This is a genomic window from Azospirillum sp. UFLA03-27 (genome assembly GCF_059803775.1).
In genome coordinates, this window is sequence record NZ_JAUQTX010000085.1 from 1 (window position 1) to 24047 (window position 24047).

The following is a 24047-nucleotide window of genomic DNA, read 5'->3' on the forward strand; positions in this document are numbered from 1 at the left end:
ACCTTCCCCGGCGGTGTGATCGTCGGCGACGCGGCGGGCTTCCTCAACGTGCCCAAGATCAAGGGCAACCACACCGCCATGAAGTCGGGCATGCTGGCGGCCGAGGCCGTGTTTGAGCTGGTGTCGGCCGAAGCCCCGGCGCGCGAGGCGGTGGCCTATCCGGAGAAGCTGAAGGCGTCCTGGGTGTGGTCGGAACTGCACGCGGTGCGCAACATCCGCCCCGGCTTCCAGAAGGGGCTGTGGGCGGGTCTGGCCAACGCCGCCTACGAGACGGCGACCAAGGGCAAGTCGCCGTGGACGCTGCACCATCGGCACGGCGACCACGAGACGCTGAAGAAGGCGTCGGAGATGCCGAAGATCGCCTATCCCAAGCCGGACGGCGTGGTGTCGTTCGACCGGCTGTCGTCGGTGTATCTGTCGAACACCAACCACGAGGAGGACCAGCCGGCGCACCTGACGCTGAAGGACACGTCGGTGCCGATCGCGGTCAATCTGGCGCTCTACGACGCGCCGGAGACGCGCTACTGCCCGGCGGGTGTGTACGAGATCGTGCGGGCGGAGGACGGCAGCGACCCGCGCCTGCAGATCAACGCGCAGAACTGCGTGCACTGCAAGACCTGCGACATCAAGGACCCCACCCAGAACATCAACTGGGTCGTCCCGGAGGGCGGCGGCGGCCCGAACTATCCGGGCGGGATGTAAGGTCCCGCTTCTGCCGCCGCTTTACCGCCGCGGGCCGAAGCGCTTGCGCGGGGCGCCGCGGAAACCGGCCTTGGGCGGCGGCTCGCGCCGCTGCCCGGCGGACCGCGCCCCGCGCGTGGCGAGAAGGTCAGCCAGACGCCGGCTGATCTCGCCGCGGCGGCTGCGCACCGCCTCCCGTTCCGGGAACAGGGACGGGAACTTGCGCGCCGCCCAGTAATAAAGGTCGCAGGCCCGCGACAGCCCCTCCAGCGCCGCCCCGTCCAGCCCGTCCAACCGCGCCGGGACGAAGCGCCCGAGGGGAGACGGCTCCCCGGCCTCCACCGTGCCGAGGATGGCGGCGAGGATGCGCGCCTCCGCCTCGTCCTCCAGGTCGGCGGGGATCAGCAGCAGGTCCAGCTTGGCGGGCAGGGTCAGCCGCCGCTCGTCCAGCATCACCGCCAGCCGCCGCATCCCCGACAGGTCGCCCACCCGGTAGGGCGACCCCGCCGTGCGGGCGTCGGCGACGCAGTCGAGCAGCAGGACCGTCTCCTCCGTCCCGATGTGATCGGCCAGACGGGCCAGCATGGCGCGGGTCGGCCGCACGGTCAGCGGAGCGTCGGCGCGCAGCCGCCCGTCCGCCTTCTCCAGCAGAGTGCGCAGGGCCTGCGGTGTGCCGCGGCCGACCACGCCGAACTCCCCCGACTCGAACTTGCCGAATCGTCCGGCGCGGCCGGCGATCTGCTTGACCTCCGTCGCGCTCAGCGGGCGGACGCTGGTCCCGTCGAACTTCTCCAGCGCGGTGAACAGCACCCGCCGGCAGGGCAGGTTCAGCCCCATGCCGATGGCGTCCGTCGCCACCACCACGTCGGCCTCGCCGGACAGGAAGCGCGCGGCCTCCCGCCGCCGCACCTCCGGGGCCAGCGCGCCGTAGACCGCGGCGACCGACAGGCCCTTGGCGCGCAGCGTGTCGCGCACGGAATGGATTTCCCGCCGGGAGAAGGCGATCAGCGCGTCGCCCGGCTCCACCTCCTCCCAGTTCAGGCGCCGGTCGATCAGGGTCAGCGGCACCTTGCGCTCCAGTTCGATCACCTCCAGCCGTTCCCCGAGATGGGCCGCCACCCGCTCGACCAGCGGGCGGGCCTCCGGGGCGCCCAGGATGTAGACGGTCTCCGCCGGGGCGCCCATCAACGCCGCCGTCCAAGCCCAGCCGCGGTCGGGATCGGCGAGCATCTGGATTTCATCGATCACCGCCACCTCCACCGGGCGGTCGGGGTCCATTACCTCGATGGTCGAGGCGGTGTGACGGGCGCCGGGCGTCGCAATCGCCTCCTCGCCGGTCAGCAGGGAGGCGGGGGTGCCCTCGGCGTTCAGCCGCTCCATCACCTCCAGCGCCAGCAGGCGAAGCGGCGCCAGATAGATGCCGTCATAGGCGCCCTTCAGCGCCTCGATGGCGTGGTGGGTCTTGCCGGAGTTGGTCGGGCCGACCACCAGGACCAGCCGCCGCCCCAGCCCACGGGCCACCGGGAACAGCTTCTCGAAGCGGGCGAGGTCGAAATGCCGGTCCACGTAGGCGCGCCCGCGCGCCTCGGCCCGCTCGCGCCGCCACACGGCGAACTCGCGGTCCCAGCGCTCCAGCAACTCGTCCACCCCATGGCGGTTGCGGGCGGCGCGGGACAGCCGGTCGGCCAGCGATGCGAAGGTCCAGGCATCGTCTGATCCCTCCGCCTCCCCGGCGTAGCGGTGCAGCCGGGCGGCGGCGCGCGACAGCGCGTCCTCCAGCGCGGCGGCCAGCGCCGGGTCGCCCTCCAGCCGCAGGGCCAGATCGTCGTCGCTCAACTCGGCCAGTTCCATGGCGTCGAGCACGCGCGACACCTGGAGCCGCACCGGGGCGGGCAGGCCGGGCCAGGGCAGGTCCTCGCCGCGCACCGCCCGCACCCGCGTGCGGTCGTCGGCCGGGTGCAGGCTGGTCGACCAGCCCTCCAGCGCGCGGCGCCCCTGGGCAAGCAGGGCGTTGCGCCGCCGCGCGCGGTCGAGCGTGCCCTGGATTTCCAGAAGCACCGCGTCCCGGCGCTCCGCCGGGACCAGCAGGTCGCGCTTGCCCTTGGGCAGCGGCAGGCCGAGCGGCACCAGCCCCAGCCCTTCCCCATGGGCCACCCGCGCCACGCCCGCGGCGGCGGCGGTGACCACGTCGGGGTGGGCGCTGGCCAGCTCATGCACCAGATGCGGGTCGGCGGACTCGCCATCTCCGGAAGAGGCGGCGTGGGAAGGGTCGGGAGAGGTCATGTCCATAGGGCGCGGTCTCTGGAAAACTTTTCACAAATTCGCACTGGCGGTCCGCGGCCATCCATGTCATGAGCCACGTCCCGCAGGGGCAGTCCCGGCCCCGAGGCAGGCATCAAGCCATGACCAGACCGCTCCGCGCAAAGATTCTCCGACCCGACCTCGATCCGGCCGCCCGCAAGGGCTCCAGCGGGGAGAACCGCTGCCGCTGCTGCGGGCGGCCCGGTGGCGCCGTCGTGCGCTGCCTGCCGGACGGCCGCTGGTACGACGCCGCCGACCAAACCTGGCGCGACGGACGCGGGCGGCGGGCGGCCTGGCCCGACGTGGTGGAGTATGCCGAGACCCGCGACGTGCAGGTCGTCGTCCGCCCGGTCCGCCCTTCCGGCAACCCGGAGGCCCGCCCAAAGAACCTCTGCCGCCGCTGCCACATGCAGGAGGAGGCGCTGCGCAACGCCATCCGCTCACGCATCCGGGCGCGGATGCGCCGCGCGCTGGGCGACCTGTTCCTTGGCGATTATTCGGCGCCGGGCATCCTGGAGCGCGCGATGGCGCTCTACCGCCGCAAGTCCTGACCTCAAGGACTCGCTACACGGGCTCCTGCGGCTCGCCGGGCATGGGCGGAGCCTCCACCGGCTCGTCCGGCGGGGCGTCGGGCGGCAGCGGCATGGGGATCGGCACGTCGGGTTCCTGCCGGGGCGGCGGGTAGGGGCTCATGTCCGGTCTCCGGTGATGGGGTGGGGCGGTCCTGTTGAAACACCGCCTCTGCGCAATCGCTCCACTGGTTTTTCCATCGGCTTCTCCACCAGCGCGGCGCATGACCAAAATCAAAGCGGCGGCCCGGATCATCGCGGACAATGCCCGCGAAAGGATCGCCCGCCCATGCCCAGAAGCTTCATTCTCGCTCCCCTTGCCAAGACCCAGGCCGATCAGGCGCTGCCCGTCGTCCAGACCCTGCACCGTGACATGACGCTGGACGAGTGGCGGCAGGTGGCCGCCCTGTTCCTGCAGGACGGCGGCGACGGCGGGGTAATGGCCTGCGAGATGAGCGACGGCCACATCCGCGGCCTGTTCTGCTATCGCGTCAGCGCCGAAGGGATGATCCGCGTGCTGACGGTGCCGATCTTCATCGCGGTGGGGCTGTTCGACGCGGCGGTGACCTCGGCGGCGCAGGCCGACGGCATCGACCTTCTGGCGCGCAAGCTGGGCTGCTCGTCGGTGGTGGTGGACGAGCGCGGCTGCGTCGTCGCGGCGACCGCGCCGAAGCTCGACGCCGCGGGCCTGTTCGGCCGGCTGGGCTATCGCCGGGTCGGGCAGGCCTTCGTGAAGGACGTGGCGGCGGGGTTCGGCGGCGAGGGTTATCCGGTGGCGGGCCGGGCCTGAAACGGAATGGAGCGGGGAATCAGGCGGCGGCTTCGAGCACCGCCGGGTTCTCGATGCGGATGCGGTCGTTGGTCAGGCGGGTGATCGCCCCGGCGACTTCCAGCTTGCGCAGCACGCGCGACAGCGTTTCGGGGCGCAGGCCGAGATAGGCGCCGATGTCCACCTTCGGCATGGGAAGGAAGACGCTGGGCGTGCCGTCCGCCAGGGGCCGCGACCGCCGCGACAAGGCGAGAAGGAAGCTGGACACCCGCTCCACCGCCGTCTTGCAGCCGAGCAGAAGGATCTGGTCCTGTGCCGCCGACAGCTCGACCGAGGTCATGGCGAGCAGCCGGCCCTGAACCGCCGGGTGCCGCTCCATCAGGCGGCGCAGCGCCGTCCGCGACATGCGGCAGACGGTGGAGGCGGTGACGGTCTCGGCGGTGTAGGCGTAGCCGGTGCCCACAGCCAGCCCGATGACGTCGCCCGCGGTGGCGAAGCCGGTGATCTGCTGCCGCCCGTCCGGCAGGGTCTTGTAGAGCTTCAGCATGCCCGACATGACGGTGAAGACGGCCTCGGCCTCCTCCCCCTCCATCACCACGGGGGTCGCCGACAGCAGGTCCAGCGGGCGGGACGTCGTCGACAGGTCCGGCAGGTCCCCGGCGGTCAGGGCGCCGCACAGCCCCTTGCTCCGCGCCGAGCAGCCGGCGCAGCGGCCGGTCACCGTCTCCGCTGCCCGCGTCGGCGGAGCGGAAATCGGCGGCGGGACAATGGCTGCGGTGGTGGCGGCGGCGACGGAGAAGGTCATGGCTGTACCCCTGGGCTGTCTCGCTTCGGCGCCACGGAACGGCGCGCTCGCTTAGGACGTCCGGCCCAGACCGAAGCATCAGACTAAGGTCTTGGAACCGAGCCAAAGGTATGAGCTATGACCAGGGCCCGCCCTGATCTGGATCAACCGGATCCGGCATCGGTCCGGCGATGGGGCGGCCGGACAGAGCAACGGCCCGGAGGGTGGTCCGGGCCGTGAGGCATGTTTTCGCTGAGGTTCAGAGGGTCCGGCCGGGCCGTCCGCGCGGCGGGAAGCGGCTGGAGGTGGCGCGCATGGTGCCGTCCGCCATCGGCACGGCGCCGGATTCCGCGTCCTCGTCATCGTCGCGGGGGCGACGGGACTCGCGGTCCGTCACCCGGGCCGCCTCGGCGCGGGAGATCGAGGATTCCAGTTCGCGGATGCGCGCCTGCAGGCTGCCGACGACCGCAGCACCCGCCTGACGGGACTTGAACTGTTCGAGATCCTGCTTCAGGCGGAGCAGTTGATTCTTCTGTTCCGGGAGGCTCGGCCCGTCGCGGCGCTTCGTCACGCGATAGACTTTTTCGTCGAATCGGTTCACTGCGTTTCTCCTGTCTGCTCTTAAGCAGATTGGGTCGACGCGCCGCTGCACCATCGTTCGAATGGGATAGGCCCTGCATTTCCACCGCTGGTGGCAGCGGCGGCGACGTCCTTCCGGCGCTCAGGGCTTCCGCTCGTTGACGCTCCGTTCAGCGGCGACCGCGGCGGCCAAGGCGTCGCGGTAGCGGCGCAGCCGCGCGTAGGTCGGCCAGGCCATGCCGACCAGCGGGTCGCACCAGTGCACCAGCACCATCAGCCCCATCCCGGCGAAGCCGCCGATCAGCGTGCCCGAGAGCAGGCCGGGCAGGGCGCCCAGGATCCAGGGATCGGACAGCCGCCCGGCGTCGTAGGCCTGCAGACCCGCCATCCCCAGCGTGGCCGCCAGGGCGAGCAGGACCCCGACACGGCCCGGCGCGTACCAGATCCGCAAGTCGTCCCGGGTCAGGCCGTAATCTTCAGGGACCGGTCGCGCCGCAGCCTCCGCGGCGCCGTCCGGGCGCGCGTCGCCATTCCGGGACGTTCCGGTCACCTCCACCGGCGTTCCGCCCCCTTCGATCACCCGCCAGCGCCGCCGTGGGCAGTTGCCATCGTCTTCCAACCGTTCCATTGCGCGATATTGCTCGGGCGGAGGGGATTCGGCAACGGCGCTGTTTCGCGGTGCTCTCGCCCGGAGTTCAGCCGGGGCGGCCTTCCGCCGACCCGGTGCCGGCAGCCGGCCGGAATCCGCCATCGGACAGCGTGGCCTCGCAGTCCGCCTCCCGGGCGTACTTCACGATGCTGCCGTCGGCCAGCCGCAGATCATAGGATGGATGCCCACCCAAGGTCCGTGCGATCACCATGGCGTCCTGCCCATGATGCCGGACCTTCGTGCCCAGTCGCAGCATGGTTGCAACCCCCGCATCCCGTGTTTCGTTAACGAAACCTTACCTCGGGTTGCCGTCAACGGACGAGCAACAAAAAGAGGCATCGGAATGGGGCGGCGAACCGCGATGTTGGGACGGTGTGTTGTGGGGGGAGAGAAAGGTGGTTTGGTTGGGGGACTAGGATTCGAACCTAGGTAGCCAGAGTCAGAGTCTGGAGTCCTACCGCTAGACGATCCCCCAATGGTGGTCCCGACTGGGATTGAACCAGTGACCCCTACGATGTCAACGTAGTGCTCTCCCGCTGAGCTACAGGACCAAACCGCGAGATACTTAACCTAACCACAAGAAACGTGGCGCGAGTGACGGGACTTGAACCCGCGGCCTCCGGCGTGACAGGCCGGCGCTCTAACCAACTGAGCTACACCCGCGTCGTAGGCGACCTTCTAAAGAACAAAGACCGCCGAAGCAAGCACTAAATTCAACCTTACCCAACTTACTCAAGTCAACCAACCAACCGCCGAAGAAGTTGGTGGAGCCGAGGGGGATCGAACCCCTGACCTCCTCATTGCGAACGAGGCGCTCTCCCATCTGAGCTACGGCCCCATGGTGCTGCCAGAGAGGATTGAACTCTCGACCTCTCCCTTACCAAGGGAGTGCTCTACCACTGAGCTACGGCAGCGTCCGGCGGGAGCGGGTGAATAGCAATCCAGGCCGCCCCCTGTCAAAGGGAAAAATATCGAAGGGGGCATTTCTTTCTTTTCACCCCCGCGACGGCCGCAGGCGGCGCTTGCATCCCGCCGCTTTCGCGGGGCATCTCATGCCCCATTCCGACCATGCCCGACCGACAGGTTTTCCCGTGGATGAGGTTCTGACCGAGGCGCGCCGCCTGATCGCGGCGCGGCATTACCGGCAGGCGGTGCGCCTGCTGCGGGACACCGCGCCGGAGTCCGGCGGCTCCGCCGAACACGACCGGGCCGAACGCGACCGGCTGACCGGCATGGCCGCTCTCGGCCGGCGCGACGCCGCGGCCGCCACCGCCGCGCTGCGCCGTGCCCTGGCGCGCGATCCGGGACACTCGGAAACCCTCTATCATATGGCCCAGGCCGTGCTGGCCGCCGGGGACCGCTTGCGGGCGGTGCGCTGGCTGGAACGGGTGGCTGTGGCCGACCCCGCCTTCCCCGGCCTCCCTGAGGCGCTGGCCGGCGTCTACCGCCGCGACGCCCTCTATGAGGAGGCGCTGCGGGTGACCGGGGAGGCGCTGGCCGCCGGGAACCGGTCGGCGGACATCCTCTATGAGCGGGCGGTCAGCCTCGCCCATCTTGGCGACGCCGCGGGCGCGCTGGCCGTCTTCGACGAGCGGCTGGCCGACGATCCGGAGCACGCCGCCGCGTGGTTCGGCAGCCACGCCGCAGCGCTCGGCCTGAACGGTGTCGAGGACGCGCTGCGCCGCCTGCGCCGTGCCGCGGACTGTCCGGGGGCGGCGGGCAAATACTGGGGCTTCCTGTGCGCCTATCTGCTGCTGCTGGGCCGCGACGCGGAGGCCGGGGCGCTGTACCGCGAGAAGCTGGCCGGGCAGCCGAAGCGTCTGCCGCTGGTCGAGGCGGTGACGGCGATCCGCCCGCACCTCGCTCCGGACTTGCGGCTGTTCGGCGTGGGGGCGGACCTGCTCCGGTTCGCGCTGGAGCGGGCGGGGCTGCCCGGTCTGGTGCTGGAGTTCGGCGTGCGCCGCGGCACCTCGCTGAACCAGATCGCCGCGGTGGCCGCGCAGACCGTGCACGGTTTCGATTCGTTCGAAGGGCTGCCGGAGGGCTGGGTCAACGCGCCGCGCGGCGTGCTCAGCACGGGCAAGAGCCTGCCGCCGGTGCGCGACAACGCGGTGCTGCACGCGGGTTGGTTCGAGGACACGCTGCCGCCCTTCCTGGCGGCCCACGGCGGCGCGGTGCGCTTCGTCAATGTGGACAGCGACATCTATTCGTCGGCGCGGACGGTGCTGACCGCCCTGGCGCCACGCTTCCAGGCGGGGACGGTGCTGGTCTTCGACGAGTTCATCGGGAACCGGACGTGGCGCGAGGACGAGTACCGCGCCTTCATGGAGTATGCGGCCGAGTCCGGTGCGGCCTGGGAGATCATCGCCGTCAGCCCGCACACCAAGCAGGTGGCGATTCGGCTGACCGCTCTTCCCGCGTCATGACGGGGCTCCCGCCCCGGCCGCCGACCCCGCGGCTTGCGGAGGGGACGGCCGGGGCAGGGGGCGTGCCGGGTGTTAGGACACGATGCGCCAGCTGCCGTCCGGCTGCTGGCAGGCGGTGCCGTTGGCCCGCTCGGCCTTGCCGCCGACATAGACGGTCTGCTGGTACTCGCGGCAATAATTGCCGGAGTTGTCGCGGCCGTCGCGGATCGGGGTGATGGTGCCGCGGTTGCCCGATTCCGGATTGTTCCACTGGATGGTCGAGCCCATCGGCGCCGCATAGGCCTGGGTGGCGGCGCGCTGGGCGTAGCCCTCGTCCGCGCGGTCGAGCGACTGGCCAAGCTCGCTGCCGAGATAGGCGCCGAGCAGCGTGCCCACACCGGTGGTGATCAGCTTGCCGGTGCCGCCGCCGAACTGCGAGCCGATCACGCCGCCGGCCGCCGCGCCGCCGAGCGCGCCGACCGTCTGCTTGGTCCCGATGCCGCTGCCGCCGCTCTGGCAGGCGGCGAGCGACAGGGCGACGAAGGCGGTAACAGCGATCTTCTTCATAGGGTCTCTGCCTCTTGGTTCCGTATAAGCCATCAACACGTAAGGCTTCGCTTTAATCCGGGGGAGCCTGCGCTTTGGTGCGTATCACTCCCGTTCAACCGCCTCTCCCGTCATAGGCGGTGGCGGATACAAGCACGGACCCGGTGGCCCTCGCCTGTTATCAAAATGGCGCACAAATGTCCGGCCGGCCCCGCCATGCTCGCCGCCGTTGAGCATAAGAGCGAGGGAACCATCCAATGGCATCGACCACCACGGGCAAGACCGACGCCAAGATTGTCGTGAGTGCCTATGGGCAGTCCGCCGGAGGCATCTGGCCGCATTTCCGCCTGTTGATCGACGGCGTCGAGGTGGGCCAGGCAACCGTGAACGCCACCAGCCCGACCGCCTACAGCTTCACGGTGCCGGTCACCGCGGCGCAGGCGCACAAGGTGCAGATCCAATACGACAACGACGCCGTGGTGAACGGCCAGGACCGCTCGCTGATCGTCAGCGGGGTCTCCATCAACGGCAAGACCCACAAGCCGACCGACGCCAACGTCACCTACGACAAGGGCGCGCTCGACGGGAAGGACGTGGTCAAGGGCCAATCCGGGATGTGGTGGAACGGCACGCTGGTGGTCGACACCCCGGCCTCCGACTTCCCCGCCGCCCCGGCGGCGCCGGTCGCCGGCACCTCGACCTTCGTGGTGAACGCGCAGGGCATCGCGGCGGGCGGCACCAACGCGCATTTCAACCTGATGGTCGACGGGAAGAAGGTGGGGGAGGGCACGGTCGGCACCGCGGCCAAGGACTACAGCTTCACCGCCAACGTGGCACCGGATCAGGCGCACAAGGTGCAGATCCAGTATGACAACGACGCCGTGGTGAACGGGCAGGACCGCTCGCTGATCGTCAACAAGGTCACGATCAACGGCAAGTCCGTCTCTGCCACCGACAGCATCGTCAGCTACGACAAGGGCGCGCTCGACGGCAAGGACGTGGTCAAGGGCCAGTCGGGCCTGTGGTGGAACGGCACGCTGGTGGTCGACGCCGACAAGAGCTTCTTCGCCACCGGTGGGTCCACGCCGACCCCGGCTCCGAACCCCACTCCCACGCCGTCCCCCGCCCCGACCGGGCCGGCCTTCTTCGTGGCGACCAACGGCAAGGACAGCTGGTCGGGCAAGCTGGCCGCCCCCAACGCCAACGGCACCGACGGGCCGAAGGCGACGCTGACCGCCGCCCGCGACGCCATGCGCGCCGACCCGAACATCGACGTGACCTACGTCCGTGGCGGCGACTACTACATGAAGGACATGCTCTGGCTGGACGGCCAGGACAGCGGGGTCCGCTTCGCCGCCTACGGCAGCGAGAAGCCGGTCTTCCACGGCGGCTCGCTGGTCGACAACTGGGTGTCGCGCGGCAACGGCCTCTACAGCGCGCAGCTTCCCGGCGGGTCCAAGGCGGTGCTCGACCTGTCGATGGACGGCGACCGCCAGACGGTGGCCCGCACGCCCAACGCCGACCCCAGCCACCCCATCGACGGCGGCTGGCTGATCGCCACCAAGGCCGGGGCCAACGCCTACACCCAGTTCGGCTTCAAGGCGGGCTCGATCCCGACCTATTCGAGCACGGACGGGCTGATGGTCAGCGTCTTCAGCCAGCACGGCTACGACAACATGACCGTGCCGGTGAAGAGCATCGACTACGGCAGCAACACCATCACGCTGGCCCAGAGCACCTACGACGCGCTCGGCGCCGGCAGCCGCTTCTACCTGTTCAACGGCAAGGACCAGCTCGACGCGCCGCGGGAGTGGTTCTTCGATAAGGCGTCCAACCAAGTGCTGTTCAAGCCGGAGGGCGGGGCGGTCGCCGGGCACAAGGTGGTCGCGGCCCAGCTTCCCGTGCTGATCGGGCTGGGTGGTGCCAAGAACGTGACGATCGACGGACTGACCCTGACCGACGGCGCGCCGGACGGCCACGCGGTCTACGCCAACAACGCCGCCGGCCTGACCTTCAAGAACAACACCGTCACCAACACCGGCTACGGCATCACGGTGGAGGGCAGCGCCAACAGCTCCGTCACCGGCAACCACTTCGCCGAGACCGGGCGCGAGGCCGTCTACGTCAAGGCGGGGTCCAACTTCACCAAGGTGTCGGACAACCTGATCCAGCACGCCAGCGCCGTCGACCACGGCGGCGACGCGCTGTGGGTGAACGGCAGCAACGACGTCAGCATCACCCACAACCAGATCGAGGACACGCCGGGCAAGGCCATCGCGGTCGGCTCCGTCCAGGCCTCGGGCGACGCCACCTACCGGGCGACGATCACCCACAACAAGATCGTCGGCGCCAACCAGGAGACCAGCGACGGCGGCGGCATCTACCTGATCAACCGCCAGCAGGATCTGGCCGGGCACACGGTGGCCTACAACGAGGTGTCGGGCACCACCGCCTTCGGCAACGTGACCTGGGACGGCAAGGTCTCCCCCACCTTCCTCGACCCGACGAAGCTGGTGAGCTGGGGCATCTATCTGGACGACTGGACCAGCGGCACCACGGTGAAGGGCAACGTCGTCCACGACAACGTCGGCGGCATCTTCCTGCACGGCGGCTGGAACAACACGGTCACCGACAACATCCTGGCCGACAATCTGGGCACCCAGATCGGCCTGCAGCAGAGCGTCGGCTGGGGCGGCTGGAAGGGCACGCCGATGGCGAACAACACCATCACCCAGAACATCGTGGACGCCGGCGACGGGCGGGCGGTGGCCCTCGACGGGCCGAGGACGGCGGGGACCTTCACCGGCAACTTCTACGCCGACCTCGACCCCAACGAGGCGCTGTTCCAGGCTTGGCCACAGGTGATGGCGAACGGCGCCACGGGCACGCTGGCGCAGTGGCAGGCCGCCGGCTACGACAAGGGGGCCTTCACCTTCGACCCGCAGTTCACTGACGCCGCGCACGACAACTTCGCGCCGGTGGCGGGCTCCGCGGTGTACCAGCACGGGTTCGATCCTCTGCCCTTCGACCAGATCGGCCTGCTGGGCTGAGCATCACCGAAGGGTGGATGGAACCGGGGGCGGGGCGGGAGCGTTATCGCGGCATGGACATCATACGCATCATCCTGGCGCTTCTGCTGCCGCCCGTCGGCGTCTTCCTCCAGGTGGGGTTTGGCGCCCAGTTCTGGATCAACGTGCTGCTGACCCTGCTCGGCTACATCCCGGGCATGATCCACGCGCTGTACGTCATCGTGAAGTACAAGGACCGTTCCCCGGCGTGAGGTCCGATATAGCCCTCTCCCCTCCGGGGAGAGGGTGGCCCGAAGGGCCTCTCGCGCTGGCCATAGGCCAGCGCTGACGGCGGCAGGCGGATGCCTATGGCATCCGCTGAGAGCCGGTGAGGGGGTTGCGCTTTTGCCGGACGTGGCGCCATGCGCAACCCCCTCACCCTAACCCTCTCCCCAGGGGGGAGAGGGGATACTATCGCCTCATTACGCCGCGCGGACCTTCGCGAGGAAGCCGCTGACCTCCGTCCGCAGACGCGCGGCGGAGCGGCTCAGCTCTTGAGCACTGCCCAGCACGCGGCCCGCGGCGGCCCCGCCCTGCGAGGCGGCGCCGCTGACCTGAACGATGGCGCCCGACACCTCCGCGGTGCCCGCCGACGCCTGCTGGACGTTGCGGGCGATCTCCTGGGTGGCGATGCCCTGCTGCTCCACCGCCTGGGCGATGTCGTCGGCGATCTGGCTGCTCTCCCCGATGACCTGGGCGATTTCCCGGATCGACTGGACGGTGCGCAGGGTCACGTCCTGAACCCCGGCGATCTGGGCGGTGATGTCCTCGGTCGCCTTGGCGGTCTGGTTGGCGAGATTCTTGACCTCGCTCGCCACCACGGCGAAGCCCTTGCCGGCCTCGCCGGCGCGCGCCGCCTCGATGGTCGCGTTGAGCGCCAGCAGGTTGGTCTGCTGGGCGATCGAGTTGATGAGCTGCACGACCTCCCCGATCTTCTGCGATGTGCTGACCAGACCTTCCGCGGTCGCCTGGGTGTCCTCGGCGTTGCGGACGGCGCGGTTGGCGATGTCGGCGGACTGGCGGACCTGCTGGCCGATGCTGCTGACCGACCCGGCGAGTTCCCCGCAGGCGGTGGCCACCGATTCCACGTTGGCGGTCGCCTGGGTCGCCGCGGCGGCGACGGTGCCGGCCTGATCGTTGGCGCGCTCCATGGTCGCGTTCAGCGTCTGGGCGGCGCCCTCCAGCTCGGCGGCGGCGTGGGACACCAGCTCGACGATGGAGCCGACGCTGCGCTCGAACTGGTCGGCCAGCCCGTTCATCGCCTCGCGCTTCTCGGCCTCGGCGCGGCGCTCCGTCTCCTCCTTCTCCGACTCCATGCGGCGCGCGCGGACCATGTTGTCCTTGAAGACCTGGACGGCGCGGATGATCTCGCCGACCTCGTCGCGGCTGGTCGCCTGCGGCACCGCGATGGACAGGTCGCCCTCGGCCAGCTTCAGCGTCGTGTCGGTCAGCCGGCGCAGCGGCCGCACCGTCAGGATCGACCACCAGGCGAGCCCAACGCCGAGCAGGACGGTCACCGCGCACAGCGAGATCATCAGCACCTGAAAGCTCTCGGACACCGTCCGGGCGTGCTTCGCCACCGCCTGACTCTCGGCTTCCTGAAGGTCGATGAAGGCGTTGATGCGGGCCAGCCACTCGGTGAAGCCGGGGCGGGCCTGCTCGACCAGGATGCTGACGGCGCGGGCGGCGTCGCCGGCCTGGCGCGCCTCGATGACGCCGCGGGCCAGCGGCAGGGTCTTGGCCTCCGTCTCCTTGATGGAGGCGAGGATCTCGCGCTCCTTGGCGGTGACATGGGTGCCGACGGCGAACATGCGGTCCAGCTGCTCGGCCGAGCGCGCGTAGTCGGCGGCCAGACGGTCGATGGTGGCGAGTTCGGCCTTGAGCGCCGCGGCGTCGGACAGGAGCGTGACGTCGCGCAGGCTGATCGCCCGGTCATGCACGCTGCCGCGGAAGTTGATGGCGTAGCGCTGCTTGACGTTGTTGACGTCGTTGATCGTGGAAAGGCTGTCGTTGATGCTGTTGACCTTGTAGATGGCGATGGCCGCCAGGGCGATCATCAGAACCAGGATGCTGGAGAAGCTCAGCATCAGCCGAAGGCCGACCTTGGCGTTTCGGAACCAATTCATTGTCCACACTCCCGCCGGTCCGTGTCGTCGAAGACTCGTTGGATGCCGCCGGTTGCCGAAAGCCTGCCCTGCGGCGGAACCGACGATAGCACCAAAGAGTTGATACGGATTTTCCGAGAGATTGGATCAAAAGGAAAATTTTTCAGGACGCGGGAAGGGATGGCTGGGTTGAAGGATTTGTCACAGATAATTGCCCGCCGTCCGGCTAAAGTCGCGCGCGTTTGAAGCCCCCTTGCGAGACCCCGATGGCTGGACCCATGCTCAAGCTGCTGCTCGCCCTGTTGCCGCTCGGCGCGTCGCTGCTGATGCTGGCGACGGTTCAGTGATCCGAGCCGGCGAGGAAACGGGTCACGAGTTGATGACCCGCCGCACCATCTCGTAAATCCCCATCCGTCGCAGCCCGCCCTGAAGGGCGGAGCGCAACGGCGCCGGAATGGACAGCAGGCGCCGCGGCTCGATCCCCGCCCGGCGCGTCTTGTCGAAGGCCGCACGGTCGTCGTAGGCGACCCGCCGCACGCTCACCGTCTTTCGCCCAGTGTCGAACAGCATCCAGGTCGCCCGCCGCTCCTCGCTCCGCGGCTCCCCCACCGTGCCGGGGTTGAGCAGGTAGCAGGAACCGCCTCGCAGGGCGACCTCGCTGTCGGGATCATGCTCCCACAGCTCCCCATTGCGGTATTCGTGGATGCCGAGCCGGTGCGTGTGCCCATAGGCGCAGACGCGGGCGCCGGAGGGGTGGGCGAGCAGGGCCTGCGCCGTGCGCCGCATCCGGTCGTCGCTGTTCAGCCGGACCAACTCGCAGCCCCGGTCCACATGAAGCGCTCCGTGAACGGCGACGAGATGCTCGCCGACATTGGTCTTCAGCGGCAGGGCGGACAGCCACGCGACGTCCTCCGGCGGCAGGCGTTTGCGCGTCCAGGCGATGGCCCGGATGGCGCGGACGCTGAAGCCGTCGGTGGGGATCTGGCGGGTCACCGCGCGGTCGTGGTTGCCGGCGACGCAGACCGCGCCGGCCTCGCGCAGAAGGGCGATGCAGGGCGACGGGTCGGTGTTGTAGCCCACCACGTCGCCCAGGCAGACGACGCGCTCCACCCCGGCGCCGCTCATGTCGGCCAGCGTGGCCTCCAGCGCCTCAAGATTGGCGTGGATGTCCGACAGGATACCGATCCTCATCGCCGCGGCACCCTCACTGGGCTTTCATGGCGCCGTCGGGCGCGTCGTGCGGCGCGCGCGACGGCAGGAAACGGGCCAACTGGTTGTGCAGGAAGGGCATGGGGTCGTCGAGCGCGATGGCCTTGGCCTCGCAGCCCAGAACCCAGGGCAGCCACGCGGCCATCGACAGGCCGCTGTCACGGGCGGCCAAGCGGTCCTTGGTGATGTGGCACCAGCGCGCTCCGGCCCGCGCCTTGCCCACCGCCGGACGCGGCAGGCCGAGCCGGTCGGCGTGGACCAGCGCCGGCAGGTTCACTCCGGCCACCGCCCCCAGATGGTGCCACAGGTTGAAGCGCGGGTTGACCTCCAACAGATGCAGCGAGCCGTCCGGGGCGCGCTTGAAATCGAACTTGGCGACGCCGCGCAGGCCCAGCTGTTCGGTCAGCGAGCGGCCCAGCGCCGCCACGTCCGGCGCGTCGGTGATGGTCAGGGCGGTGCTGTGCCCGTAGGCGAGCGGGTAGGTGCGGATCTTGGCCCCCGTGAACTCCCCGGCCACGCCGCCGCGCTCGTCGACATAGACGTGGTAGCTCTCGATCCGGGTCTCCGGGCCGGGGATCATCTCCTGAACCAGCAGGTCCAGCCCGACCGTCGCCAGCCGAGGCCACAGGGCGCGCAGCTCGTCCGCGGAATCGACCTGGATGGCCTTGGCGAAGCCGTCCGCCTCGTCCCACACCCGGCGGCGGGTCAGCGGCTTGACGATCAGGGGAAAGCGCAGGTCCACCACGTCGGGGGCGGCCTCGCGGGTCGGATAGAGACGGCGGGTCGCCGGGACGGGCAGGTTCAGCCGCTCGGCCAGCGCCTGGAAGCGGCCCTTGTCCACCAGATCCTCGACCAGCTCGGCGTCGGCGATGGTGAAGCGGAACCCCTCGGCCAACCGGTCGCGGTTGCGCGAGACGAGCAGGAGCTGGGTGTCGTCCTGATAGTAGAGGACCGGCTTTTCCGGCTGGTCCTTGGCGAAGGCCATCATCACCTCAACCAGCCCGTCCGGGTTGCGCGCCGGGTCGTCCCACAGGATGGCATCCTTGGTGAAGCGGGAATGCAGAGCGGCAGCGCCGGGATGGGTGACCACGGCGCAGCGCAGACCGGCCAGCCCCAGCGGGCGCACCATGTCCATATCGCCCATCACGCAGGCCAAGGCAGAGTTGGCGGCAGTCTCAGCGGCGGCGGAAGTGTTCTTCATTCTCGGCATCCTCCAACCGCCCGGTCGGCGGCCCTGCGGTTGCGGCTTCGGTTCCGGCGGCGTCAGCGGTTCATCAGGGGCAGCGGGCTGCGGATCAGCCGCCTCATCCGGTCAGCCAGCCCAGCCTTGACGCGGCGCAGGCGGGTGTCGATCTGGCGGCTCAGCCGGTCGGGGCCGAGCGCGATCCAGTTCATCGGCTGCTCGGTGTTGGACAGCAGCGGCTTGTGCCCCGCCGGGGTGGACATGAAGTCGTAGCAGTCCTCGCCGCGGGCCAGCGTGTCCTCGATGGCCAGGACGTGGGCGACCAGACCGGGCTTCAGCCGGTTGTCGGCCTCGTAGGCGAAACCGCCCTGGTAGTTCATCACCCGCCCGCGATGGACGAAGTTGTAGAGATAGCCGATGACCGTGTCCCCGGCGCTGACCCGGCACAGCCGCACCGTCCCCGCCGGCACGCCGCCGGCGATCAGCCGCTCATGGAAGGGGCGGAAAGCCGGGTTCGAGAAGGCGCCGGACTGGCCGCGGGCGTTCCAGCTCGCCTGATGCAGGATCTCCATGGCGTGGAAGTCCTCCAGAGCCTCGTCCGCCGTCGCGGCGACGCGGTAGGTCAGCGGGCCGCGCTCCGCGTAGAGCCGCATGGCCCGGCGCACCGCGGCGCGGGTGTTCTTGCCGAGGCTGGCGAGATAACCGGCGCCCTGGCGGCGCACGCCCTCCAGATCGACCCACTGGCAGCTGTCGGCCACCCGGACCTGCAGCGCGTGGCCCTGCCGCGCCGCGGCGAGCCGCACCGCCGCTTCCGCTTCGGGCTCCAGCCCGCCCAGCACCAGTTCGTCCCAGTTGGTCAGGCGCTGCCCCAGCCAGTCGAAGCAGGCGGCCAGCACCGCGTCCGCGCAGTTCCGGTCCGCGAGGATGCCGTTGTACTCCACGAACAGCCGGTCAAAGGTCCGCTCCCCCGTCTCGTGCAGCAGCCAGCAGCGCGTGCGCAGCAAACCGAAGCGCCACTGTGTGCGCGGGCAGAGGAGCGCCAGCCCCACGACCTGCTCGCCGCGCCGCGCGACCAGCGCGTGGGGCCGCGTGCCGCGGGGCAGGGAGGCCAGCCAGTTGCCGATCCACTGCCAGCCCAGGAAGAAGGACCCGTCGGCGCGGCGCTCGAGATCGGTCCAAAGCTCTTCAAGTTTTCTGGGATTTTCTAAAGGCTGCAACGTGATGTCGATGGTGTCGCCGTCGTCCTCAACAAGAGTCCTCATGTCCATGGGCTCGGTCTTCCCTGGGGGATGTTGATGAAGGGGCGGCTTCAAATGTCTACGTAAAAAAAATGGGATTGGATCGACGTCTCGAAAACTTTGATCTCATCCGATCTATCCTGTGCTTCTGCGTCTGCATCATGTACGGACGACTGTGGCAAAAAACGCGGTGGCGGAAGGTGGGTTGCGGCGTCCCGGTGGGGGAACCCGTCCGGGTCATCCGGGGTATCGGGCGGTGATGCGGCGGCGCAATGGATGTGTCCGTCTGCCCCCGGATGACTTTCCGCCCGATGCCATGGGCCGGGGTGTCGGCCATTGGTCCAGGTCCAAAGGCAGGTCTTACAGCCGCTCATACGGAAGACCGTTGTCCTTGCGGACTTTCCTCTCCATCTCTTGGAGTCCATGGGTTAGGCATCGGAAAGGACCGGCCCCGTGACCACGCCCGAAGAAGCCCTGCCGTCGCGTCTGGAACGCGCCTGCGCCGAGCGGGGGTTGAAGATGACCGGCCAGCGCCGGATCATCGCCCGCGTCCTGTCGGAAGCCGCCGATCACCCCGATGTGGAGGAGGTCTACCGCCGTGCGGCGGCGATCGACGCCGGGATCAGCCTGGCGACCGTCTACCGATCGATGCGGCTGTTCGAGGAGATCGGGATCATCCAGCGCCACGATTTCGGTGACGGGCGGGCCCGCTACGAGGAGGCGCGCGGCGACCACCACCACCACCTGATCGACATCGAGACCGGCGAGGTGGTGGAGTTCCAGGACCCGGAGCTGGAGGCCGCCGTCACCCGCATCGCCCGCCATCTCGGCTTCGACATGATCGGGCAGCGGCTGGAGATCTTCGGGCGCCGCATCCAGCGCAAAGGTCCGGAGACGGCCTGATGGCGGCGGAGCGGAGAAGCGGGCCGGAGCGCGATCCGGCGGAGCGTTTCGCCGCCTGCGAGGCGGCGGTCTGCGGCTGCCGCCCGGTGGTGGAGCGCGCCTACCGCGAGCTGGTCGATTGCGGGCGCCCCGACCGCCACGCGCTGGAGGCGGCAACGGTGGTTCTGCGCTGGCATCATCCGGAACTGGACGTGCCGCAGGCGCTTCAGATCGTCGAGCGCTGGGTGGTCGCCCAAGGCCGGCTGCATTGATGCAGCATTGATCTTGCCTTGGCGAGCGGAGCGGTTCTAAAGGTCTTTCCCTTCCGCGACCCGCAGGGCCATTCATGGACGCCGAAAACCGCCTGACCGAGCTGGAAACCCGTCTTGCCCATCACGAGCGCATGGCCGAGGAGATGTCCGCCGTCCTGTTCGAGCAGGGGCGAACCATCGATCTCATGACGGCGCAGATGCGCCGCCTGCGCGACCGGATCGCGGAGCTGGAGTCCGGCGTGCCCCGCGCGCCGCAGGACGAGCCGCCCCCGCCCCACTACTGATCATCCCTTGCGGACGCTCACCGCATCTTCCAACCGCCGCGGGGACCGCACCAGCTGAGCTGCGGGCCGGCGGGCGGCTGGCGCGAGCAGTCGGCCTGGGCGCAGTTGCAGGCGGGAAACAGGCAGCGGTCGCCGTTCACGTCGGTGGCCTGCACGGCCAGTTCGTAGCGCGTGCCCCGCATCAGCTGCGCGCCGGCCGCGCTGTTGCGCTCGTAATGCTCGACGACGGCGAGCAGACGCAGCATGCGGGCCCGCTGTCCCTTGGTGTCGAGGCTCATCTTCCAATCTCCCGCCATGGCCGTCCGAGTCGTGCTCCGATGGACATGAAACGGCAGAAAAGGGCCGAGGCTCCAGCGTGCAACGGCCTTACCCACCGCTGGCCGGACGCCCGCCGGATGCGGTTCCCCGCTTGGCGGAGGCTTGGCCGCGGGGCCTAGGACGCCGGGTTCTTCGCCGCCTCGCCGGCTATGCCCTGGCTCGCGGCGGGGGCGGGCGGCAGGTCGGCCGACCAGCGGATGCCGCGGTTGCGGCCCGCGCGCTTGGCCTGATAGAGCGCCTGATCGGCGCGGCGCAGGGTTTCCGCCACGTCGGGAGAATCCTCGGGCCACAGCGCGATGCCGAGGGAGCAGCCGACCCGCACCGCCTCGCCCTGGACGCTGACGGGCTCGTTCACCGCGTCGATGATGCGGCGGGCCAGCCCGTCCAGGTCCGGCGGCTCGGCGCCGGCGCGCTGCGGCAGCACGGCGGCGAACTCGTCGCCGCCCAGCCGGGCCACCACGTCGTCGCCGCGGAAGCAGGCGGCCAGCCGCTCCCCCACCTGACGCAGCACGAGATCGCCCGCATCGTGGCCCAGCCGGTCGTTCACCGGCTTGAAGCCGTCCAGATCGATGTAGAGGAAGGCTGCGGAGCCGTTGCCGGCGGTCGTTGCCTCCACATACTGCTCGAAATAGCGGCGGTTCGGCAGGCCGGTCAGCCGGTCCTGATAGGCGATGTCCTCCAGCCGGACCAGGGCGGCGTCGCGATGGGTCAACCCGTCCACGAGATCGCGCAGAGTCGCCGACAGCGAGGTGATCTCGGCGCTGCCGCCCAGCACCGGCATTTCCGCTCCGCGCTCGCCGCTGCGGATGCGTTCCGCCGCCTGGGCGATGCGGCGCAGCGGCCGGGTGACCCGCCCGGCGGCCATCCAGCCGAGCACGCTGAACAGCAGCACCATAGCGCCGCCGGCCAGCACCGTCTCGACCATCTGGGCGGTGGCCGGGGCGTAGGCGACGGCCAGAGGCTGGCGGGCCACCACGCTCCAGCCCAGACCCGGATAGCTCAGATAGCCGTTGCCGTAGGCGTAGCCGGTCAGGTAGCGCTGCCCGTCCGGCCAGCGTTCGACGATCCAGCCGCTCTCGTTCTTCTGCGCGCTCCGCACCGCCTCGATGTCGAGGGGAGTGCCGAGCAGCTCGCGGGGGCCGAGCAGCACCGTGCGGTCCGCCGCGACCACGATCAGCTCCAGCTCCGCGCGGCCCCGCATGGTGTCCATCAGGGAACGGCGGATCTCGCGCGTCCATTCCCAGCTCAGATGCGTGGCCAGCACGCCGACGACCTCGCCCCGCTCGTTGTGCACGGGGGTGGAGATGTCCACGAACTTCATGGCCTCGCCCGTCGGGTTCGGCAACAGGAAGGCCAGCATCACCGCGTCGTGCACGTCGCCGACGAACTGCGTTTTCTGTCCGTTCTGGAAGACCGGGCGCTTGGAAATGTCCACGCCGTCCAGCAAGCCGCCGGTCGCGGCCAGAACCTTGCCCTTGGTGTCGGTCACGCCCATCCAGGAGACGGTCGGGAAGAACTCCTGGAATTGCTCCAGCAGCCAGCGCAGCCGGACCGGATCGTCGATGGCGGGGGTAATGCCGAGCTTGGCCAGCATGCCGATTTCGCTGGCCCGCGACCACATGGAGCGGTCCAGCCGGTCGGCCATGTTGTGGGCGGCCTCCGCGAGCGAGTGCCCGATCTCGCTCTCGATCCGCTCGCGGGAGCGCAGGCCGGTCAGCGCCGCCAGCACGACGGAGACGCCAAGGACCAGAACGGCACCGGTCAGAGCCACCGTCGTCCGCAGACCGCGTTCCCTCGCCATGACGCCCGGCCGCTCCCTTCGACACCCCGCCGCCGTTCCGTCAGGAAGACCGCATACGAAGGTTCTATCAAGTTCAGCCAGGTTTCAAAAGCGACATCAGGGAACGCTGCGCATACCGGCGCATGGAATTGTTGGAAAGGCCGGTCAGCGGGCCGGCCGGTTTCCCACGGCGGTGCGGCGGCAGTCGGACAGGATGTTGCCGACGGTGACGCGCTCCCGCTCGTCCATGGTCAGCTCCCACCGCGCCTTCACGGCGATCCAGCCCGCCACATAGGCGCAGATGTACTCCTCGCGCGGCGGCAGCCAGTCCTCCGGCCCCTTCGAGCCCTTGGCGCGGTTGGCCGCCGCCGAGACGGTGACGAGGGTCAGCGGGTCGCTCAGGTCGTTGGCGTAGGCCGCGCGCTTCTCCCGCGGCCAGTCGTAGCCGCCGCTGGCGTAGGTCTCCTCCAGCGGCACGCGGTGGTCGATGTCCACCTGCTTCGGTTCGGTGAAGGTTTCGCCGGTGTAGGGATCGTTCCACACGCCGGACAGCACCGAACAGCCGTTCGCCGACAGCTTCGCCGGCTTTGCGGAATCGCGGATCAGCACCTGCTCGCGCGTGTTCAGGCATTTGGAGTCGATGGTCAGCCAGTGCGGCCACTCGTCCCGCACATAGCCGCGGCGGCGCTCCTCCTCCACCCGGATGCGGTCGAGCTGGGCGGCGACCGCGGCGTAGTCGATGCTGGCGTCGGGGGCGGGGCGGGGGATGGGCCGTTGGCGCTGGGTCTTCTCCCCGAAGATGGAATCCAGCGTGCCGGGTGGGACGAGGTGGAAGCGCTCCGCCGCATAGACCGCGGCCAGCACCAGCAGAACGGCGACCAGCCCGCCCAGCGTCAGCGGACGGCCCCTCCGGCCGCCCCGCGGTGCTCCGCTCCTCCGTCGCGCCATGCCCCTGGTCCCTCAACCCTGTTCTTCGCCATACCTGGATATGGTTCCTGGGCTGTTCTATGGCGCTTTGGGGACGTGGCGCAACGGTGCGAGAGGAGTGGTCGTGCCGGGCAGCCCCGTTACGCCCAAACCGGCTCCGGAAGGCTCTCCATCAGCAGACCGGTGACCATCTCCACCCCGCCACCCCGCGCCGTGCTTCCGGTCAGCAGCGCCAGTTCCGTCTCCGGCAGGGCCGGCAGACCGTCCGCCACGCCGAGGAAGCGACTGCCGGGCGGCAGGGCGCTGTGGGGAAGCACGCTGACGCCCAGCCCGCCAGACACCGCGGCGCGCACCCCGGCGTGATTGGGGCTGGAGTAGGCCACCCGCCAGCGCCGCCCGGCGCGCTCCAACTCATGCACCGCGCGGTTGCGGTAGACGCAGCCCTGGGGGAACAGCACCAGCGGCAGCGGGTCCTCGCGGTGCAGATCCTCCGACGCCGGGCCAACCCAGCAGAGCGGCTCCCGCCACGCGTGCAATGCGCCGGGGCGGCCGGGTTCTTGCTTGACCAGGGCGATGTCGAGGTCGCCGCACTCCACGTCCGCGCGCAGCCGCACCGACAGGTCGCAGCGCACATCCAGCCGCAGCCGCCGGTTCGCCCGCGCGAAGTCGGCGAGCAGGCGGGGTAACCGCTCCACCGCGTAATCCTCCGGCACGCCCAGCCGCACCACCTCCGCCGCCGGGCGCCCGGACAGCACGGCGTTCGCCTCGTCGTTCAGCGCCAGCAGGCGGCGGGCGTAGCCGAGCAGCCGCTCGCCGTCGTCGGTCAGCGCGACGGCGCGGCTGTTGCGGTCGAGGAGCGGCAGGCCGACCTGCTCCTCCAGCCGGCGGATCTGCTGGCTGACCGTCGATTGCGTCTTGTGCACCCGCTCGCCGGCTCGCGTGAAGCCGCCGGCGTCCACCACGGAGACGAAGGTGCGCAGCAGCCCCAGATCCATCTCGCGCATCGGACCGACCATTCATGTTTCGAATGCAATGAATGATATCATCCAATTTCCAAATGAGAAGAGTCCGCGCCATCCTTTCCCTGACGCACACCATTCCGCATGGGAGAGGACCGGCCATGACACACGCCGCCACGCACCCCTTACCCCTGACCGACCCGCGGGCGGCGCCGCTCGTCCTGGTCGTGCCCTTCTGCCTCGCCTGGAGTTCGGCCTTTGCCGCGGGGAAGATCGGCTTGGCCGACTGCCCGCCGTTGCTGCTGCTGGCCTTTCGCTTCCTGATCGCCGGGGCGCTGCTCGCCGCCGTCGCGGCGTGGCGGGGCGAGTATCGGGGGATGGCCGGACGGACGCTCGGCCTGCTGGCGCTGCTCGGCCTGCTCAACCACGCGCTCTATCTGGGGCTGAGCTACAGCGGCATGATCTACGTGTCCTCCGGCCTGACGGCGCTGATCGTCAGCTGTCTCTTATACACATCTCCGAGCCCACGAGACTATAAC

General features: G+C 69.7%; 25 protein-coding genes and 5 tRNA genes. 10 read left to right on the forward strand and 20 right to left on the reverse strand.

Going from position 1 to position 24047, the window contains the following annotated elements; translation table 11 throughout:
* On the forward strand, positions 1–702 hold a 702-nt coding region (locus Q4I23_RS14705; protein ID WP_498526696.1), incomplete at its 5' end, for an electron transfer flavoprotein-ubiquinone oxidoreductase.
* A gap of 21 nt (positions 703–723) precedes the next feature.
* Here Q4I23_RS14705 and Q4I23_RS14710 read toward each other — a convergent pair.
* Positions 724–2970, reverse strand: a complete 2247-nt coding sequence (locus Q4I23_RS14710) for a helicase-related protein (protein ID WP_498526697.1) — start codon at positions 2968–2970, stop codon at positions 724–726.
* A gap of 113 nt (positions 2971–3083) precedes the next feature.
* Between Q4I23_RS14710 and Q4I23_RS14715 the strand changes: the two genes are divergently transcribed.
* A complete protein-coding gene (locus Q4I23_RS14715; protein WP_498526698.1) occupies positions 3084–3533 on the forward strand; it encodes a hypothetical protein in 450 nt (149 codons plus the stop codon).
* Positions 3534–3546: 13 nt separating this feature from the next.
* On the opposite strand, the gene Q4I23_RS14720 is transcribed toward Q4I23_RS14715, so the two are convergent.
* Positions 3547–3675 (reverse strand): hypothetical protein, encoded by a 129-nt coding sequence (locus tag Q4I23_RS14720; RefSeq protein ID WP_014197696.1) that lies wholly within the window; start codon positions 3673–3675, stop codon positions 3547–3549.
* Positions 3676–3840: 165 nt separating this feature from the next.
* Here Q4I23_RS14720 and Q4I23_RS14725 point away from each other — a divergent pair, with 165 nt between their 5' ends.
* Positions 3841–4341 (forward strand): hypothetical protein, encoded by a 501-nt coding sequence (locus tag Q4I23_RS14725; protein WP_014197695.1) that lies wholly within the window; start codon positions 3841–3843, stop codon positions 4339–4341.
* 19 nt (positions 4342–4360) lie between these two features.
* On the opposite strand, the gene Q4I23_RS14730 is transcribed toward Q4I23_RS14725, so the two are convergent.
* From Q4I23_RS14730 to Q4I23_RS14770, 9 genes are all read right to left on the reverse strand, one after another.
* Positions 4361–5125, reverse strand: a complete 765-nt coding sequence (locus Q4I23_RS14730; protein ID WP_237905617.1) for a Crp/Fnr family transcriptional regulator — start codon at positions 5123–5125, stop codon at positions 4361–4363.
* Between the two features lie 238 nt (positions 5126–5363).
* Complete coding sequence (locus Q4I23_RS14735) at positions 5364–5705, reverse strand: Gas vesicle protein V (RefSeq protein WP_454017478.1); 342 nt, start codon at positions 5703–5705, stop codon at positions 5364–5366.
* Between the two features lie 120 nt (positions 5706–5825).
* Positions 5826–6311: a hypothetical protein gene (locus Q4I23_RS14740; RefSeq protein WP_498526699.1), complete on the reverse strand. Its 486-nt coding sequence runs from the start codon at positions 6309–6311 to the stop codon at positions 5826–5828.
* Between the two features lie 67 nt (positions 6312–6378).
* Positions 6379–6588 carry a hypothetical protein gene (locus Q4I23_RS14745; protein ID WP_174452430.1) on the reverse strand — a complete coding sequence of 70 codons (210 nt, stop codon included), beginning with the start codon at positions 6586–6588 and terminating at the stop codon, positions 6379–6381.
* A 145-nt stretch (positions 6589–6733) separates the two neighbouring features.
* Positions 6734–6807: transfer RNA gene (locus Q4I23_RS14750), tRNA-Gln, on the reverse strand.
* A gap of 1 nt (position 6808) precedes the next feature.
* Positions 6809–6883: transfer RNA gene (locus Q4I23_RS14755), tRNA-Val, on the reverse strand.
* Positions 6884–6918: 35 nt separating this feature from the next.
* Positions 6919–6995 (reverse strand) — tRNA-Asp (locus Q4I23_RS14760).
* 99 nt (positions 6996–7094) lie between these two features.
* A tRNA-Ala gene (locus Q4I23_RS14765) sits at positions 7095–7170 on the reverse strand.
* A gap of 1 nt (position 7171) precedes the next feature.
* A tRNA-Thr gene (locus tag Q4I23_RS14770) sits at positions 7172–7246 on the reverse strand.
* A 177-nt stretch (positions 7247–7423) separates the two neighbouring features.
* On the opposite strand from Q4I23_RS14770, the gene Q4I23_RS14775 reads away from it, so the two are divergent.
* Positions 7424–8758: a class I SAM-dependent methyltransferase gene (locus Q4I23_RS14775; protein ID WP_498526700.1), complete on the forward strand. Its 1335-nt coding sequence runs from the start codon at positions 7424–7426 to the stop codon at positions 8756–8758.
* A 72-nt stretch (positions 8759–8830) separates the two neighbouring features.
* Here Q4I23_RS14775 and Q4I23_RS14780 read toward each other — a convergent pair whose 3' ends face one another.
* Complete coding sequence (locus Q4I23_RS14780) at positions 8831–9304, reverse strand: RT0821/Lpp0805 family surface protein (protein WP_014197686.1); 474 nt, start codon at positions 9302–9304, stop codon at positions 8831–8833.
* A gap of 236 nt (positions 9305–9540) precedes the next feature.
* Here Q4I23_RS14780 and Q4I23_RS14785 point away from each other — a divergent pair, with 236 nt between their 5' ends.
* Both Q4I23_RS14785 and Q4I23_RS14790 read left to right on the forward strand, forming a co-directional pair.
* Entirely contained in the window at positions 9541–12333 is a 2793-nt protein-coding gene (locus Q4I23_RS14785; protein ID WP_498526701.1) for a carbohydrate-binding domain-containing protein, read from the forward strand.
* A 53-nt stretch (positions 12334–12386) separates the two neighbouring features.
* The gene (locus Q4I23_RS14790; protein WP_040134614.1) at positions 12387–12563 is read left to right on the forward strand and encodes a YqaE/Pmp3 family membrane protein; all 177 of its coding nucleotides are present in this window, start codon (positions 12387–12389) and stop codon (positions 12561–12563) included.
* 210 nt (positions 12564–12773) lie between these two features.
* Here the strand turns inward: Q4I23_RS14790 and Q4I23_RS14795 are convergent, their stop codons facing one another.
* The 4 genes from Q4I23_RS14795 to Q4I23_RS14810 all read right to left on the reverse strand — a co-directional run bounded on the left by Q4I23_RS14795 (position 12774) and on the right by Q4I23_RS14810 (position 18116).
* Positions 12774–14477 (reverse strand): methyl-accepting chemotaxis protein, encoded by a 1704-nt coding sequence (locus Q4I23_RS14795; RefSeq protein ID WP_498526702.1) that lies wholly within the window; start codon positions 14475–14477, stop codon positions 12774–12776.
* A gap of 348 nt (positions 14478–14825) precedes the next feature.
* Positions 14826–15647 (reverse strand): metallophosphoesterase family protein, encoded by an 822-nt coding sequence (locus Q4I23_RS14800; RefSeq protein ID WP_498526703.1) that lies wholly within the window; start codon positions 15645–15647, stop codon positions 14826–14828.
* 13 nt (positions 15648–15660) lie between these two features.
* Positions 15661–16866 carry a carboxylate--amine ligase gene (locus Q4I23_RS14805; RefSeq protein ID WP_498526704.1) on the reverse strand — a complete coding sequence of 402 codons (1206 nt, stop codon included), beginning with the start codon at positions 16864–16866 and terminating at the stop codon, positions 15661–15663.
* Positions 16867–16928: 62 nt separating this feature from the next.
* A complete protein-coding gene (locus Q4I23_RS14810; RefSeq protein WP_498526705.1) occupies positions 16929–18116 on the reverse strand; it encodes a GNAT family N-acetyltransferase in 1188 nt (395 codons plus the stop codon).
* Between the two features lie 444 nt (positions 18117–18560).
* On the opposite strand from Q4I23_RS14810, the gene Q4I23_RS14815 reads away from it, so the two are divergent.
* From Q4I23_RS14815 to Q4I23_RS14825, 3 genes are all read left to right on the forward strand, one after another.
* Positions 18561–18989 carry a Fur family transcriptional regulator gene (locus Q4I23_RS14815; protein ID WP_035677391.1) on the forward strand — a complete coding sequence of 143 codons (429 nt, stop codon included), beginning with the start codon at positions 18561–18563 and terminating at the stop codon, positions 18987–18989.
* Positions 18989–19240, forward strand: a complete 252-nt coding sequence (locus Q4I23_RS14820; RefSeq protein WP_454017486.1) for a hypothetical protein — start codon at positions 18989–18991, stop codon at positions 19238–19240. Before Q4I23_RS14815 ends, Q4I23_RS14820 begins: the two co-directional genes overlap by 1 nt.
* Before the next feature lie 74 nt (positions 19241–19314).
* On the forward strand, positions 19315–19524 hold the full coding sequence (locus tag Q4I23_RS14825; protein WP_454017487.1) for a SlyX family protein: 210 nt from the start codon (positions 19315–19317) through the stop codon (positions 19522–19524).
* A gap of 17 nt (positions 19525–19541) precedes the next feature.
* Here the strand turns inward: Q4I23_RS14825 and Q4I23_RS14830 are convergent, their stop codons facing one another.
* The 4 genes from Q4I23_RS14830 to Q4I23_RS14845 form a co-directional block, all read right to left on the reverse strand.
* Positions 19542–19802, reverse strand: coding sequence for a hypothetical protein (locus Q4I23_RS14830; protein ID WP_014197674.1), 261 nt, complete (start codon positions 19800–19802; stop codon positions 19542–19544).
* A 155-nt stretch (positions 19803–19957) separates the two neighbouring features.
* On the reverse strand, positions 19958–21643 hold the full coding sequence (locus tag Q4I23_RS14835) for a diguanylate cyclase domain-containing protein (protein ID WP_498526706.1): 1686 nt from the start codon (positions 21641–21643) through the stop codon (positions 19958–19960).
* Between the two features lie 144 nt (positions 21644–21787).
* Positions 21788–22570 (reverse strand): HNH endonuclease family protein, encoded by a 783-nt coding sequence (locus tag Q4I23_RS14840; RefSeq protein ID WP_498526707.1) that lies wholly within the window; start codon positions 22568–22570, stop codon positions 21788–21790.
* Between the two features lie 119 nt (positions 22571–22689).
* The gene (locus Q4I23_RS14845; protein WP_498526708.1) at positions 22690–23565 is read right to left on the reverse strand and encodes a LysR substrate-binding domain-containing protein; all 876 of its coding nucleotides are present in this window, start codon (positions 23563–23565) and stop codon (positions 22690–22692) included.
* Between the two features lie 104 nt (positions 23566–23669).
* Here Q4I23_RS14845 and Q4I23_RS14850 point away from each other — a divergent pair.
* The coding region (locus tag Q4I23_RS14850) for an EamA family transporter (protein WP_498526709.1) at positions 23670–24047 on the forward strand (378 nt) is incomplete at its 3' end.